The organism is Flavobacteriales bacterium, from assembly GCA_016716605.1.
Taxonomy (GTDB): Bacteria; Bacteroidota; Bacteroidia; order Flavobacteriales_F; family PHOS-HE28; genus PHOS-HE28.
In genome coordinates this window covers 2,193,850-2,210,000 of sequence record JADJWA010000001.1, presented here as the reverse complement: position 1 = coordinate 2,210,000, position 16,151 = coordinate 2,193,850, and the positions used below count along the sequence as shown (strand labels likewise).

Here is a 16,151-nt window from a genome sequence, read left to right as displayed (position 1 = left end):
GAGCACTTGAGCGAAGGGAGCTTCATTGAGTTGCATGGCGACCGGACCGTGAAGGATGACAAGGCGATGGTGGGCGGATTCGGGCAGATGAATGGCCGAACGGTGATGTTCATCGGCCAGCAGAAAGGCATCAACACGAAGATGCGACAGTACCGGAACTTCGGAATGGCCAATCCGGAAGGCTATCGGAAAGCGATGCGGCTGATGAAGCTCGCAGAGAAATTCAACAAGCCGGTTGTCACCTTCATCGACACACCAGGCGCATTCCCCGGCCTCGAGGCCGAGGAGCGCGGCCAAGGCGAGGCCATCGCGCGCAACCTCTTCGAGATGGTACAGCTCCGCGTGCCTGTGATCTGCGTGATCATTGGCGAAGGCGCCAGCGGAGGAGCGCTCGGGATAGGCGTGGGCGACAAGGTGCTCATGCTCGAGAACACCTGGTACAGTGTGATCTCGCCGGAATCGTGCAGCAGCATCCTGTGGCGCAGCTGGGACTACAAGGAGCAGGCCGCCAGCGCGCTAAGGCTCACAGCGAATGACATGCTGTCGAACAAGCTCATCGACGGCATCATCAAGGAGCCTGTCGGCGGTGCACATGCCGATGCGGAAGAGGCCTGCCGGCTGGTGCGCAATGAGGTGCAGAAGCACTTGGAAAAACTGGTGAAGGTGGCACCCGATAAGCTCGTGGAGCGCCGCATCGCCAAGTTCTGCTCTATGGGCGTGGTGATCAAGGCGAAGGCTGAGAGGAAGCCCAGGAAGAAGGAACAGGCGAAGGCCTAACGATTTAGCTGCAGCCGCACCGATGCCACCGGATGCGGAGCCGTTTGCGCGCTGACTATGGTGCCGAACCAGGGGTCGAAGGCAGTGATCGTGCTCCCGTGCGCCGCGATCACCGAGCCCGAAACCGGGTCGTAAGTGAGTCCGCGGGCGCTCGTGCCTGAAAGCAGATCGGTTACCGCAGCGCTGGGATAATCGAAGCGCTTGATCCCGCTCGATGTGCCGATCACGAACAGCGATGGCGAAACGCGCGCCACGCTGAGCATCTCTTCTCCTGGGAAAGAGCGCATGGTGAACGCTCCGCCTTGCGTGGCGCTCACCTCCTGGATCACGCCTCCCGATGATGCGTTGCCAAAAAGGATGAGGCGCTGGGCATCCACTTCATACATGGCCAACGCGCGCGCATCGGCATCGAACTGCGCAAGCAATGCTCCGGACGACCCGCCTAAGCGAATCAGGCTTATCTGCTGAGATACGGGATCGAAGGCCGAACAGAGCACGGCATCGCCCACCGCCGCCACAGCATCGCCGAAGGAACCGACCGGCAAGGTGGCCGTGAATGCGGGAGCACCATCGCCCGTGAAGCCGCGAACCGAGCCATCGGCGCCGCACGCGTGGATCCTGCCATTCTTGGCATCAACGCTCAAGCTGGTGAAGAACTGCGGCCATAGGCCCGGATTCTGCATGATCGCGGACACGGCTCCGGAACTGATGCTCCTTCGCTCGAGCGGTGCCGATGCGGCGCCGGTAGTGAACAGATGATCTAGCCCTGCCACGGCATGCAACAATTCCGGCAGGGCGGCGAAAGGCGTTGCCGTGCCGGTGCTGTCGATCCTAGTAATGATGAACGGCAGCGCGCCATCGGCTGGCGGCACCAGGAACATGGACCGCACGCGCAATGGGGCCGCCTGTACGGTGATGCCCAGGAAGGCCCTACCCTCATTGACGCCATCGGTGGCCTGGACCGAGAGCACGTACTGCCCGCTGGCGATCCGCTCGCTGAGCACCGGCAGCTCCATGGTGAATTCGCGCGAGGCCGCCTCGACCGTGATCGTCGCGGACGGCGCAACCGGCACGCCATCCGCATCGGCCAGCATCACTGATACGCTTCGCACGATGTGATCATCGCTCACGGCCAGTCCCACCAAGAGCGTATCCGGGATGCTCACGCTGTAACCCTCGCCAGGACTGGTGATGAGCACCACCGGCGCCTCGGAATCCTTGTCCTTGCGGCATCCCAGCGCAATGGAACAAGCGAATGCCGCCAATAGCAGGCATTGTTGATGGCGCATGGGCCCAAGATAGCCGCCCCGCCAGCGGAATGCCCTGCGCTGGTCATTTCTCAACAAGCCCAGTTGTTGATCCAATGGCGGATCAGTGTTGATAGTTCGGCTGAATGCGGTTTTACCTGCGGCTACTTTTGACGCCCTTCCGCCCGGATGTGCCGGCCATGGTGCCAATCGCTCACGGTGCGTCAACATAAAGGACACATGGCAGACCTCTCCACCTCACGCGCTCCGGGCCGGCTGCGCGGTGGCCCACGACGCGAATCAACCTCTGCACTGCTCGCTTCGGCCCTCGAAGCCGGCAAGCTGCCTCCGCAGGCGCCGGAGCTGGAGCAGGCCGTCCTCGGCGCGCTGATGCTCGAGCGCAATGCCGTGAACGAGGCCATCGACATCCTTCAGCCGGACAGCTTCTACGTGGAGGCCCACAAGCGCATCTTCAACGCGATCCTGGAGCTGTTCCGCAATGACCAGCCCATCGACATCCTCACCGTGACCGAGGAGCTGAAGAAGCGCGGCGAGCTCGACGTGGTGGGCGGCGCCTTCTATATCAGCCAGCTCACCAGCAAGGTGGCCAGCAGCGCCAACGTGGAATACCACGCGCGCATCATCAGCCAGAAGCACATCCTGCGCGAGCTCATCCGAATCAGCGCCGAGACCACGCGCGACGCCTACGACGACAGCGCCGATGTCTTCGACCTGCTCGACAAGGCTGAACAGGACCTCTACGCCATCACCAGCGGGAACCTCAAGCGGAACTATGAGCCGATGAGCGACCTGATCCAGGACGCCATCGCCAACATCGAGAACGCCAAGAGCAAGACCGGCGGCGTGAGCGGCGTGCCCACTGGCTTCACCAACCTCGACAAGCTCACCGCCGGCTGGCAGCGCAGCGACATGGTGATCGTGGCGGCCAGGCCGGCCATGGGAAAAACCGCATTCGTCCTCAGCATGGCGCGCAACATCGCCGTGGAGCACAAGAAAGCCGTGGCCGTCTTCAGCCTCGAGATGAGCAGCACCCAGCTGGTCACGCGCTTGATCGCGAGCGAGGCCGGCATCAGCAGTGAGAAGCTGCGCAAAGGCGAGCTCAACGACCAGGAGTTCACCATCCTGCACCAGCACATCGCGCGCCTCACCAACGCGCCCATCTTCATCGACGACACCCCGGCCCTCAACATCTTCGAGCTGCGCGCAAAGGCCCGCCGCCTCAAGAGCCAGCACAACGTCGATCTGATCATCATCGATTACCTGCAGCTGATGACCGGCGGCGGCGACAACCGCGGCGGCAACCGCGAGCAGGAAATCAGCAGCATCAGCCGGAGCATCAAGAGCATCGCCAAGGAGCTCGACATCCCCATCATCGCCCTCAGCCAGCTGAGCCGCGCCGTGGAGACCCGCGGCGGCGACAAGCGGCCCATGCTCAGCGACCTGCGCGAATCGGGCGCCATCGAGCAGGACGCCGACATCGTGTGCTTCCTGTACCGCCCCGAGTACTACAAGATCTATGAGGATGAGCACGGCAGCACCCTCGGCATCGGCGAGGTGATCGTAGCCAAGCACCGCAACGGCGCCCTCGACACCGTGCGCCTGCGCTTCATCCCCGAACTCGCCAAGTTCGCAGACTTGGACACCATGCCCGGTAACTTCGCCGTTGATGGCATGGGATCGGACGACGGCGCATTCCGCACCGTGACCCGGCCCAGCCGCATGAACGATGACTTCGGCACAGACGATCAGGACGCTCCTTTCTAGCAAGCCCATCGCGCTCGCTGCGACCTTGGCGCTCACGCTCCCGGCTTTAGCCTCCAAGCTGTTCATCCCGATGGATGGGACGCAGCGCGACCACCTGAAGGCCTACGGCGTAGCGTATTGGACGCTGCAGCGCGATGTGCCCGTGGAATGGCTGCTCAACTATCGCGGCGGGAGCTTCCTCATCGACCACTTCCAGGTGATCGAGCAGGAGCTCAAGGTGCGCGGCGTCAGCTTCCAGGTGATCGCCGATGCGCAGGCCGGTGCGATCCTCACCGAGATCGCCGATCCGGAGGTGAACATGGAAGCCGTGAAGCTCGAGAAGCCCCCCAGGATCGCGGTGTACGCACCAGAGAGCTTCCAGCCGTGGGACGATGCCGTGGCCCTAGTGATGCAGTACGCTGAGATTCCTTATGACCGTATCTACGACCCGCAGGTGATCGCTGGCGCGCTGCCGAAGTACGATTGGCTGCACCTGCACCACGAGGACTTCACCGGGCAGTACGGAAAGTTCTACCGAAGCTACAGCAATGCGCCGTGGTACCGCGCGCAGGTGCAGGAGAGCGAAGCCATGGCCGCCCAGCTCGGCTTCGCCAAGGTGAGCCAGATGAAGCTCGCCGTGGCCCTGAAGATCCGTGATTACGTGGCAGGCGGCGGCTACCTCTTCACCATGTGCTCCGGAACCGACAGCTACGACATTGCCCTGGCGGCGGAAGGCATCGATATCTGCGCCGCCGAGTTCGATCATGATCCCATAGACCCCGCCTGCCAGAGCAAGATCGACTTCAACCGAGGATTCGCCTTCCGCAACTACCGCCTGATCACCGATCCGATGATCTACGAGTTCAGCGACATCGACGCCACCGATATCCACGGGCGCATCGGCCAACCCCGCGATTTCTTCACCCTGTTCGACTTCAGCGCCAAATGGGACATCGTCCCCACCATGCTCTGCCAGAGCCATGAGCAAGTGGTGCGCGGCTTCATGGGCCAGACCACCGCCTTCCGCAAGGACCTGGTGAAGCCCGGCATCACCGTGATGGGGGAGAACAAGGCGCAAGGCACGGTGAAGTACATCCACGGCGAGCTCGGCCTGGGGCAATGGACGTACTACGGCGGCCACGACCCCGAGGACTACCAGCACATGGTGGGCGACCCACCCACTGACCTGAGCCTGCACCCCAACTCCTCGGGCTATCGGCTCATCCTGAACAACATCCTTTTCCCCGCAGCGCGAAAGCGCAAGCAGAAGACCTGAGCGCCTCCGCACCGGCGCTACCTTCGGCGCCTTTCCATGGAACTGGACCCGCTCACTGCCATCTCCCCCATCGATGGCCGCTACCGCGACCGCACCCGCCAACTGGCGCAATGGTTCAGCGAGCAAGCCCTCATGCGCTACCGCTTGCGCGTGGAGCTCGAATACTTCATCTTCCTCTGCGAGATTCCCTTGCCCGAATTGGCCGGAACCCCCTTGGCCAAGTTGAAGCCCGTGCAGGAGCGCGTGGCGAACTTGAGCACCAGCGATGCCCAACGCATCAAGGACATCGAGAAGGTGACCAACCACGATGTGAAAGCAGTTGAGTACTTCTTGAAGGAACGGCTCGATGAAGCCGGCCTCGGCGCACAGAAAGAGTTCGTTCACTTCGCCCTCACCAGCCAGGACATCAACAACACGGCCTTGCCGATGATGCTGATGGACTTCCTCCAGTACGGATACCTGCCGGCGATCACCGCCGTGCGCGATGCCCTGCATGGCCTCGCGCTCGAATGGTCGCAGGTGCCCATGCTCGCCCGTACACATGGCCAGCCTGCCTCTCCTACTCGGCTGGGGAAGGAGCTGCAGGTCTTCGTGGAGCGCATCGATCACCAGTTGCGCCTGCTCAACGATGTCCCCTTCAGCGGCAAGTTCGGCGGCGCCACCGGCAACTTCAACGCCCATCACGCGGCCTATCCGGAAATCGATTGGGTGGCACGTGCTGACGAATTCCTCTCGAAGCATCTCGCGCTGAAGCGCCAGCAGTTCACCACGCAGATCGAGCACTACGACCACCTCGCAGCGCTCTTCGACGCCATGCGCCGCGTGAACACCATCCTCACGGACCTCTGCCGCGACGTGTGGCAGTACGTGAGCCTCGACTACTTCCGTCAGCGCACCAAGGCCGGGGAGATCGGAAGCAGCGCCATGCCGCACAAGGTGAACCCCATCGATTTCGAGAATGCCGAAGGGAACCTGGGCCTGGCCAATGCGCTCTTCGGCCACCTCAGTGAGAAGTTGCCCATCAGCCGCCTGCAGCGCGACCTTACCGACAGCACCGTGACGCGCAACATCGGCGTGCCCATGGCGCACACCATGCTCGCCATCGACAGCATCGGCAAGGGACTCGGCAAGCTGCTCTTGAACGAAGCCGCCATCGCCCGCGACCTCGAAGCGCAATGGCCGGTGATCGCCGAGGGCATCCAGACCATCCTGCGCCGCGCGGGCTATCCGCAGCCCTACGAGCGCCTCAAGGAGCTCACGCGCGGCAAGGAGCGCATCACCGAGGCCGACATGCGCGCCTTCATCGAAGCCCTTGATGCCAGCGCCGAGGTGAAAGCGCAGCTCCGGGCGCTCACCCCGCAGAACTATACCGGGATCGACCTGATCGGCCGGGTGATGCCCTGAAGCAATCGCCGTCGCCCGCGCTGCGTTCACTTCCCATGCGACTGTTGCGAATCCGTTTGCCTCGTCGCTTGGTCATTGGCGCTTTGCTGGCATGCGGGGCGCTCCTCGCGGTGATCGCAGCCGCCGACCGGGCCGTGAGCAACGGGGCATCCGCCTATATGCACGATGCGATCGAGACCGTGCCAGCGAATGAGGTGGGCCTTGTGCTGGGAACCACGCACCGTGGGCGCGGAGGCGGCGGAAATCCCTACTTCAACCACCGCATCGCCGCAGCAACGGAGCTCTACCGATCGGGAAAAGTGAGTTGCCTGCTGGTGAGCGGCGACAACGGCATGCTCAGCTACAACGAGCCGCGAGAGATGCGGCGCGCCTTGATGGCTGCTGGCATCGATAGCTCTCGCATCGTGCTCGACTTCGCCGGATTCCGCACCCTCGATTCGGTGGTGCGCTCGCGGGAAATCTTCGGTCAGCAGCGATTCACGGTGATCAGCCAGCGCTTCCATAACGAACGCGCAGTTTATCTCGCCAGGCGCATGGGCATTGAAGCCGTGGGCTACAACGCCAAAGACCCGGGCACGCTGCGCGGCATGCGCGTGTGGATCAGGGAGCGTCTTGCCCGTGTAAAGGTCTTCGTTGACCTGCTGGCCGGCACCGGTCCGCGCTACCTCGGCGACCGGGTCCCATTGGAACAGCCGATGATCAGTGATTCGGCAACTGTTCAGGCGAACGATTCCACCGTCACCCTTCCACCAGCGCGGTGAAGCGCGGGTCCAGCGGGTCGAGCGCCTCCAGCCACTCATCGAGAACAACGTTGCCGCGCTGCGCGATGAACGGCAGCGCGCTCAGCCGGCGCTCCTGCAAAGCGCCTGCGGGGAACAGCTCCGCGAGGATGCGGTCGAGCCGCTGCATCTGTGTCGCCTCCTTGCGCCTAAGCGCACGATCCATTCGCGCCTGCAACCCATCAAGCGCCCGTTGCATGCGCACATGGGCCGACTCGGCGCTCTTGATGAGGGTTGGGTCCGTCAGCCCCGCCTTGCGTCGCATGGCTTCAGCGATCACTTGGAGCGAAGCGGCCTCTGGCGTGAGCAAGGCATCGGCACCTGCAGCCGCCCTGGCCAATGCTGTTCGCAGCTCATGATCCGGTTTGAAGAGATCCGCGAGGTCAAGATCGAGCTCGGCCACCAGCCGATCCGTCTTCGCAGGGATCAACGCGGCACTCGTGCGGAGCATCACGGCCGGCATGGGCACGCGCACGGCGTTGAAGAGCCACTTCAGCTGCATCCAATAGGCCAGTTCCCCACCACCACCGATGTACGCGATGTTCGGGAGCACGGTCTCTTGATAAACCGGCCGCAACAGCACATTCGGCGAGTAGTCCTGCGGGCGCAGTTCAAGGTCGAGCAGGAGCTCCTCCGCGGTGAAGCGCGGTCCCCCATCGAGCACCTGGAATGCTCCGCCAGGAGCTTCGATCCGCGAACGGTGCCCCGGCCGGAGATGGAAGAGGTTGATGCTCCGGGCATGGGCCTGCGGCGCGTAGCGCTCCTTCAGTTTCGCGTCAGCGTAGTCCACTGAGCGCTTGGTGATGCCGTTCAGGACCTCTTCCCGCATCACCGGCACGAAGAGCTGCTTGAGCCCTCGGTCGTCGCCATCAATGATCACCAGCCCGAAGCGACCGAAGAGGGCATGTGCGAAGAGCCGCGTTGCTTCGGCCAGGGTTCGGCCATCGCGATAACACATGCGCAGCAAGGCTCTCAACGAATCGGCTTCAGAACCTGCGCCCAGCAGCGAACAGGCCTCTTCGACAACTGCACTGATGCCATGCAGCTCCAAGTGTCCGACCGCTCCTTGAGCAGGCCCGGCCCAATGCAGCTTCTGCCCGATGAACCAGGTGTGATCGATCTCCGCCCGGTCATGGTCCTCGCTGGCCATCCAGAAGATGGGAACCACTGGCTTGCCCAGCATGGATTCCGCCTCCCGGGCCATGCGGATCGCATTCAGGAGTTTGAAGGGGACGTAGAGCGGACCGAGGAAAAGGCAGAGCTGATGGCCTGTAGTGACGGTGAGCGAATCCGCCTGGGCGAGCCGATCGATGTTTGCTGAGACCGGTCCATTGACGTCGATGCCCGCATACTGCTTCTTCAGCGCGGCCACGAGCGCCGTGCGTGATGCAGGATCGAATCGACGGGCCTTCGCTGCGGCCGAAAGACCCTCGCGCGTGGCCGGGAAATCCTGGAAAGCGCGGAGGAATTCATCGCCCGCCACGTGATCCAGGACCAGCGACGAGAATCGGTGCGTCGCCGCATAGGGTAGTCGATGGATCGGCATCGCGGTAAAAGTAGATGCGCATCGCCCGGCTACTTTCGGCGGATCAAATGCCCTGGTCTCCATGCCCATCCGTATGACCCCCGACCGCCCCAGCGGCGGAAACTCGCGCAGCAACATACCCAGCGGCGGCCCTCGTAGGGGCGGTGGCGGCGGAAGTGGCGGCATCGGCGGCGGATTGATCGGCGCCCTTCTCCCCTTGCTCTTCCGCAACCCCAAGCTGCTGCTCATCGGCGCGGTGATCATGGGGATCCTCTGGCTCATGGGCGGCCTCGATGGCTGCGGCGGCATGATGCAGCAGCAAGGCGGCGGCGACCTGCTCTCCCAGCTCACGCGCGGCGCCACGCTCGATCCCGCCGAGTACGACAAGGCGGAGGTGCATGAGCCGCTCGCGGATAACGTGAAGAACCCGCTGCCGGAGCGCGTCTCGCTTGAGGGCTTCGCACCGCCGCGCCTGAACCAAGGGCAGCAAGGGAGCTGTGTGGCGTGGGCCAGTGCCTACGCCGCGCGCAGCATCATCCACAACCAGGCTACGGGTGCGGCGCCGAGCAAGGCCTCGGCCTTCAGCCCGAGCTTCATGTACAACCGCATCAAGATCGAGAACAGCGATTGCCAGGGCAGCTATCTCAATCGCGCCATGGACGATCTGCTGAAGCGCGGTGCCGTGCCTTTCAGCGCCTTCGCATACACGGATCAAAGTTGCAACGAGCCGCCGGACCAAGGGCTTGAGCAGCAAGCCGCTCGCTTCCGGATCAAGGGCTCGCAGCGCCTCAGCCGCAGCGCGGATCCGCAGAGCGGCGTGGACTTGCTGGCCATGAAGCAATACCTCGCCCAGGGCTCTCCCATCGTGATCGGCATGATGGTGGGCGGCAGTTTCATGCAAGGCATGCAGGGCCGCGACCTGTGGCAGCCCACGCAGCAGGACACGCGCATGCAGGGCTTCGGCGGCCATGCCATGTGCGTGATCGGCTACGACGATTTCAAGCAAGGCCCCAACGCGCCGGGCGCCTTCCAGATCATGAACAGCTGGGGACCGGAATGGGGCAAGAACGGCATCGCGTGGGTGCCCTACGATGCCTTCGACTTCTTCACCAAAGAGGCCTATGCGGTCTATCCCATGGGCGAGAGCGCGGAGGCGAAGCCTGACCGATTCGACATCCGCTTCGGTCTGGCCGTGGTGAATGATGAAGGCATTGCCACCGGTGCTTACATCGCGCTGGAGCATCGTGGCGGGCGCGTTTTCCGCACCGGCTCACCGATCCCGAAGGGCACCCGATTCAAGATAGAAGTGACCAACAACCAGGAGTGCTACACCTACCTCTTCGGCGAAGAGACCGACGGCAGCACCTACACGCTCTTCCCCTATACGCCCAAGCACAGCCCTTATTGCGGCACCACCGGCATGCGCCAGTTCCCCAAGGACCATAGCCTCACCGCCGATCAGGTGGGCAGCATGGACGTCATGGCGATCCTGGTGAGCAACCAGCCGTTCGATTACCCGGCGATCAACAAGCACATGAATGAGAGCGGGGCCCGCGGCCTTGACGCACGGCTTGTTGACGTGCTCGGCAATGAACTGCTCGGCGCGGACCGGCCGGCTTATACCGATGGTGAAACGATAGGTGCCAGGGCGGATGCCAGTGCGAACGCGCTGGCCATCGTACTGGAGATCGAAAAGCGCTGAAGCCCCACGGCTAACTTGCCGCGTGCGACTCCTGCTCCCATTCATCGGCCTGATCCTTTTCCGCACGCCGGGATCGGCACAGTTCGCCGGTCCATTCCCGATTCCCGCACAAAGCGATGCCTCGCTGATCGCCCACTATAGCGGCTACATGCAGATGCGCACCACCGAGCGTGGCATGCCACTGAATGTGAACGCAATGGCCTTTGATCGGAACCGCACGCTCTGGCTGGCCCTTGAGGATGGCCTGCTGCGCTGTGAAGGCGATCGGCATACCCTGTACCAGCATGCGCGCGCTGACAGCACGAGCCTGCCCAACAACTCCGTGACCGATGTGCGAGAGGCGCCCGACGGCGGCATCTGGGTGGGCACGCAATCCGGCATGGCCCGGCTCGATCCAACCACGGGCCGCTTCAGGCGCTTCCTCATCGAAAGCGACTCACTGAATCCTGTGCTGGCGAACCGGTTCTGGCAAGTGGCGCCAATGCCTGACGGCAGTGCCATCGCCCTGACCGAGGAAGGCGTATTCCGGACCCTCGCCAACGGCGCGTTGGAACCGATCGCCGATCACCCGCTCTATGCGCGCCGATCGGAATCGCACAAGCGTCTCCTTCCGGACCGGCAACCCGATGCCGTGCTCGTTGCCGCGCGCGAAGGCATCTTCCGGATCAGCTCAAGCGGGGCGGCGGAGCCCGTGTTGCTCCTCAAAGACCTGTTCGATGGTGCGCCCCAGCAGATCATCTGCCTCACCTGGACCAGCGACAGCACCTTGGCCTGGTTCGACAACCGGTCGCGGTCGTTCATGGAACGCGACGCGTACGGCGGCACCCGACGCTTCGACGCCGGAGAACTGCTGCGCGAAGGTGAGGCCTTACGGGGTTTCCGGAAAGGTCCGCTCGGGGAGTGGTGGGTTTGGAACTGGGGCGGCATACTCCGCGTGGGCAGCGCGGACCACACACGAACGGTTACCGTGTTCAGTGATCGGAGCACGGCTTTGGGGACACCGGGCTCACTCGCCATTCGATCAGCTGCCGTGGATGACGAGGGCCGGTTCTGGTTGGTCGGTTCGCATGGGGCGCTGGCCTTGGTGCCTGCCGACCCCCGGATCGAACGATTCATGAACGATGCATGGGATCAGGACCACGCCACCCTCTGCGCGCTGGAATCACCCGATGGTGGCCTCCTGGTAGGCACATACAGAGCTGGTACGTTCATGCACGGTGCCGGCAACGAATGGCGCCAACTCATCCAGCTCCGGCCTCGGCGTGGAGCGCAGCATATGCATGGGGAGAACACGGTAACAGCGATCAAGCCAACTGAAAATGGCGGCTACCTCTTCTCCACCTACCATGGCATACACGCCACGGATGCCTCACTGGGCCGGTGGATCCATCGCGATGACCTCGAAGCGCTGAATCCGTTGCTCACCCGCGCGCACTTCATGGACCTGGTTCAGGACCGCGATGGCTGGTGGTGGGCAGCCTCTTGGCGCAAGGGTCTGTTCCGGTTCAACCCTTCGCTGGGCGTTTGCGAGCAGTATGTGCATGACCCTTCGGAGCCTTCGAGCCTGCCCATCGACCGATTGCTCTGCACGCTCGTCGATCGCGAAGGGCAGATCTGGATCGGCTGCAATGATGGAGGAGGTCTCTGCCGCTACCGCCGCGCCACGAACGACTTCGAACGGATCGCATTGGATCCCGGCGATGCGCTGGGCGAAGCCTTCGGCGTGGTGCGTGCGCTTGCCCAGGATCTAGATGGGGCCATTTGGGTGGGCACGCATAAAGGAGGCCTCGCCCGATATGATCCAGCCACACGGCGCACCGAGGTGTTCGATCGGGAACGGGGCGTCCCCGGTGATCTCGTGCGGGCCATCGTGGCCGATGAACGGTTGGGCCTCTGGATCGGAGGCACCGGGGGAATCGCCAAATGGAACCCGGAGCAGCGCGTTTTCCAGCGGCTCGACTTCGGGGTGCAATGGAGCGATGAGATCAATGGCATGCTGCTCTCGCGAGACGCACGCTCACTGCTGGTGCTCAATGGTCCCGAAGTGGTGCGGGTGAAGGTGCTCGACCCGGCACCGGCCAAGCCGCTGACCGAGCCCCGTCTCACCGCAGCGCATGTGAACGGGCAGTCCGTAGCAAGCGCCATGGGGCTGCGACTCATCGAGGGCCGCGATCGGCTCACGGTCGAATTCGCCCTGAATGACCCGATCCGTGCGCAAGGAGCGCGGGTGGCATGGCGGCTCACCGGCCGCGATTCCGTCTGGACCGATTGCCTCGGCTGCCGCAGCGCCACTTTCGGGGATCTGCCCAGCGGTGAATTCAGCTTCACGGTACGGGTCCTCGCTGATGTTGGCGCGTGGTCCGCTCCAGTGACCCTCCTTCGCTTCGAGGTGAATCCGCCGTGGTGGTCCACGTGGTGGTTCAGGCTATGTGCCCTCATCGCGCTCGCCGTGGCATCAGCGGTCGGGTTCCACGCTTACATGCAGCAACGGCTCCGAAAGGAGCGCGAGCGCTTCGAACGCGAACAGGCTGTGCTGCGCGAACGCGAGCGCATCGCCAGCGACATGCACGACGATCTGGGCGCCGGCCTGAGCGGCTTGAAGCTCCGCAGCGAGATGGCCTTACGCACCGAGAAGGATCCCGCCAAGCGCGAGCAGCTGGCATCGCTGGCCAGCGCCGCCGGCGAGATCATCAGCAGCATGCGCCAGATGATCTGGGCCATGGACCAGGACCAGGGCAGCGTGCAGGACCTGCTCGTTTATGCCACCAATTACGCGCGCGGGTACTGCGACCAGAACGGGCTCCTTTTCCGATACGAGGCCAATGGCCGGATTCCGGATGCCGCGCTCACCTCACAGCAGCGGCGCAACCTCTTCCTTGTGCTGAAGGAAGCGCTGCACAACGTGGTGAAGCACGCCCATGCGAGCAGCGTAAGCATATCCGCCGAATGGGATGCCGGCCTCCTCATCACGATCACTGACGATGGCATCGGCCTGCCCAACGCCGCCGATCAGGGCACTGGAAACGGCATGCGCAACATGCGCAAACGAATGACCGACCTCGGCGGCGAAATCGACATGCGATCCGGGCAAGGCACCACCATAAGGCTGCATGCACCGCTCGCCCCCACCCCTAACCTTCGTTCTATTGTCGGCCGCCCCTGAGGCCGAGAGATTTGCAGCATGACCGAGACCGCATCCATCCGGGTGAGCATCGTTGAAGATGACAGCACCATCCGAGAGACGCTGCGCTCCCTTTTCCTTTTCGAGGAGGGCATGGAGCCCTTCACCTTCCACAGCACCGCCGAGGATGCCCTGCTGCGCATGAAGGACCAATGCCCCGATGTGGTGCTCATGGACATCAACCTGCCCGGCCAGAGCGGCATCGATTGCGTGAAGCAGCTCAGCCAGCGCTGCTCGCGGACGCAGTTCCTCATGTACACGGTTCACGACGATGACCAGCGCGTCTTCGAGGCACTGAAAGCGGGTGCCAACGGCTACATACTCAAGAGCAGCACGCCGGATGAGATCATCGCTGCCGTGCGCGAGCTGCAGGCCGGCGGCGCACCCATGAGCGCGCATGTCGCCCGGCGCGTGGTGCAGCAATTCAGGCCGGCCGTTGCGGGCGGCGCAACCGACGACGCCCTGAGCGACCGCGAACGCAAGGTGCTGGAATTGCTTGCTGAGGGCCTGCTCTACAAGGAGATCGGCGAGCGCATGGGCATCACCACCGGCACGGTGAAGCAGCACATCCACCGCATCTATGGAAAGCTTCACGTGCAGAACCGCACCGAGGCCGTGAACCGGTATTTCGGGCGATGAATCCGCTTCGCTGCGCGATCCTGCCCGCGCTGCTCCATCTGATCCCTGCGGCTTCTGCTGAGCAGGCCCCCACTCGGAGCATGCGGGCACTGCCCCCTTTCGCCGATACGGTGATCGACCGGCAGATGCAGCGCATCCTCCATCAGATGGATGCCTTCCATGGCGACAGCGCCATCATGCTGATCAATGGCGCCCTGGCCCAAGTGAAACCGGCCGAGCATCCCGAAGCAGCGCATTACCTGCTGGCCTACCGCGCCGAAGTGCTGTACTACGAGGGCCTCTTCAACGAGGCCATGCGCGACCTGAACGAGGCCGAGCGCCTCGCGCACCAGCTCCAGGACAGCACATTGATCTCGAATGCCTACAACCTGAAAGGCCTGCTGCACGAGAACATCCAGGACAGCCAGGAAGCCCTGCCATACCTGCGCCTGGCGCTCCGGTGGTTCCCGCAAGCGCCGGCCGCGCGCTATCCGGTGTCCGAGTTGCACCACATCCACGGTAACCTTGCCAGCTACCTGAACACCCTTGGCCATCGCGACAGCGCGCAGTACCATGCGCGATTGAGCCTACGGCTGGCAGAAGCGGCGGGAGCGGTGCGCGCCACTGCCGTGGCCTGGTGGGCATTGGGCAACATCGCACTGAAAGCGGATGAGCCGGATTCGGCGCTGGCCTTCCACGACCGCGCATGGGCCATCGCCGATGCAGCGCGCGATCACGACATCGGCGTGGATGCGCTCGTGGGGCGCTGCATGGCGCTCGCTGAGGCAGGCCGAGCCACGGAAGCACGAGCGGCGCTGGTCCGCGCACGCAGCTACCTCGATGCGCACCGGCATCAGATAGGCCTGGTGACCCAGCGCAATTTCGAGCGCGAGGCGGCGCACGCCTTTGAGCGCATCGGCGAGCTCGCCCAAGCCTTGGGCCATCTGGGTGAATGGCACCGGATCGACAGCACGATCACCGCCAACAACATCCGGTCAGCGCTCTCCACCCAAGCCGAGCTCCTGCGCGCCGACAACGACCTTGAGGTGGAGCGCATCGAGCGGGAGCGCGTGGCGGCACAGCTCGTGGGCGAAACGCGCAACCGGCAACTCGCGATCATCGTCAGCGCACTTGCCCTGCTGGCCATCACCAGCGTCTATCTCATCCTGAACGCGAGGCTGCGCCACCGCAGGCACATGGCCGAACTGCGCGCGGAGCGGGAGCATCAGGAGCGCACCATCGCGGAGCTCCGTGTGCGGGAGCAGGTGAGCCGCGACTTGCACGACGACCTGGGCGTGGGGCTCAGCGCGCTGAAGCTTCGCAGCGAGATGGCCTTGCAGCAGGGCCGTGCCGATGGATTGGCGCCGCTGCTGCGCGAACAGGCCAGCTCGGCGGAGGAGCTCATTGCCAGCATGCGCCACATCATCTGGGCATTGCAGGATGACCAAGGCAGCCTCGACGACCTCGTGGCCTATATCGCAGCGCATGCCCGGGCCTACCTCGATGCCCACGGCATTGCGATCGAGGTGCACTCCCGCACCATGCCCGACCGCATGCTCACCACCCAAGAGCGCCGCAACCTCTTCCTCATCGTGAAGGAAGCCCTGCACAACGTGGTGAAGCATGCCGGGGCGAGCCGTGTCCGGCTGGATCTCGAATGGCGCGATGGGCTCATGATCGAAGTGGCCGATGACGGTCGGGGCATGCAACCGCAACGTCAGCATGGGCACGGCCTGATCAACATGAGGAAGCGCGCCGAGATGATCAGGGCGTCCATCGGATTCTCGGCGGGCCTCGATGGCCGGGGCACCTCGCTTCGGCTGCATGCACCGATGGCCGAACGAAAGTTAGCTTGATGGGCACGATGCATTCAGCCAC

At 63.7% G+C, this 16,151-nt stretch carries 11 protein-coding genes (1 of these 11 running past the window's edge); 9 read left to right on the top strand and 2 right to left on the bottom strand.

The window, feature by feature from the left end:
• On the top strand, nucleotides 1–777 hold the 3' portion of the coding sequence (locus IPM12_08805) for an acetyl-CoA carboxylase carboxyltransferase subunit alpha (GenBank protein MBK9147903.1). The gene continues 225 nt to the left of window position 1, outside the view; 777 of the gene's 1,002 nt are visible here — the last part of the coding sequence; its start codon lies beyond the left edge, outside the window; the stop codon is at nucleotides 775–777.
• On the opposite strand, the gene IPM12_08800 is transcribed toward IPM12_08805, so the two are convergent.
• Nucleotides 774–2,066 carry a hypothetical protein gene (locus IPM12_08800; GenBank protein MBK9147902.1) on the bottom strand — a complete coding sequence of 431 codons (1,293 nt, stop codon included), beginning with the start codon at nucleotides 2,064–2,066 and terminating at the stop codon, nucleotides 774–776. The two genes, IPM12_08805 and IPM12_08800, sit on opposite strands and share 4 nt — an antisense overlap.
• Nucleotides 2,067–2,264: 198 nt before the next feature.
• Between IPM12_08800 and dnaB the strand changes: the two genes are divergently transcribed.
• Genes dnaB through IPM12_08780 form a run of 4 tightly spaced genes read left to right on the top strand, consistent with a single transcriptional unit; the run spans nucleotide 2,265 to nucleotide 7,229 of the window.
• Nucleotides 2,265–3,809: a replicative DNA helicase gene (gene dnaB, locus IPM12_08795; protein ID MBK9147901.1), complete on the top strand. Its 1,545-nt coding sequence runs from the start codon at nucleotides 2,265–2,267 to the stop codon at nucleotides 3,807–3,809.
• A 7-nt stretch (nucleotides 3,810–3,816) separates the two neighbouring features.
• Nucleotides 3,817–5,064 carry an asparagine synthetase B gene (locus IPM12_08790; protein ID MBK9147900.1) on the top strand — a complete coding sequence of 416 codons (1,248 nt, stop codon included), beginning with the start codon at nucleotides 3,817–3,819 and terminating at the stop codon, nucleotides 5,062–5,064.
• 36 nt (nucleotides 5,065–5,100) lie between these two features.
• Nucleotides 5,101–6,468 (top strand): adenylosuccinate lyase, encoded by a 1,368-nt coding sequence (gene purB, locus IPM12_08785; GenBank protein MBK9147899.1) that lies wholly within the window; start codon nucleotides 5,101–5,103, stop codon nucleotides 6,466–6,468.
• 35 nt (nucleotides 6,469–6,503) lie between these two features.
• Nucleotides 6,504–7,229, top strand: coding sequence for a YdcF family protein (locus tag IPM12_08780; GenBank protein ID MBK9147898.1), 726 nt, complete (start codon nucleotides 6,504–6,506; stop codon nucleotides 7,227–7,229).
• Here IPM12_08780 and bshC read toward each other — a convergent pair.
• Nucleotides 7,207–8,793: a bacillithiol biosynthesis cysteine-adding enzyme BshC gene (gene bshC / locus IPM12_08775; GenBank protein MBK9147897.1), complete on the bottom strand. Its 1,587-nt coding sequence runs from the start codon at nucleotides 8,791–8,793 to the stop codon at nucleotides 7,207–7,209. The two genes, IPM12_08780 and bshC, sit on opposite strands and share 23 nt — an antisense overlap.
• 61 nt (nucleotides 8,794–8,854) lie before the next feature.
• On the opposite strand from bshC, the gene IPM12_08770 reads away from it, so the two are divergent.
• The 4 genes from IPM12_08770 to IPM12_08755 are packed head-to-tail and all read left to right on the top strand — an operon-like array spanning nucleotide 8,855 to nucleotide 16,129.
• Nucleotides 8,855–10,474, top strand: coding sequence for a peptidase C1 (locus tag IPM12_08770; protein ID MBK9147896.1), 1,620 nt, complete (start codon nucleotides 8,855–8,857; stop codon nucleotides 10,472–10,474).
• 22 nt (nucleotides 10,475–10,496) lie between these two features.
• The gene (locus tag IPM12_08765; protein ID MBK9147895.1) at nucleotides 10,497–13,637 is read left to right on the top strand and encodes a hypothetical protein; all 3,141 of its coding nucleotides are present in this window, start codon (nucleotides 10,497–10,499) and stop codon (nucleotides 13,635–13,637) included.
• 18 nt (nucleotides 13,638–13,655) lie between these two features.
• A complete protein-coding gene (locus IPM12_08760) occupies nucleotides 13,656–14,294 on the top strand; it encodes a response regulator transcription factor (GenBank protein ID MBK9147894.1) in 639 nt (212 codons plus the stop codon).
• Complete coding sequence (locus tag IPM12_08755) at nucleotides 14,291–16,129, top strand: hypothetical protein (GenBank protein ID MBK9147893.1); 1,839 nt, start codon at nucleotides 14,291–14,293, stop codon at nucleotides 16,127–16,129. The genes IPM12_08760 and IPM12_08755 overlap by 4 nt, the downstream gene beginning before the upstream one ends.
• Nucleotides 16,130–16,151: the final 22 nt, after the last annotated feature.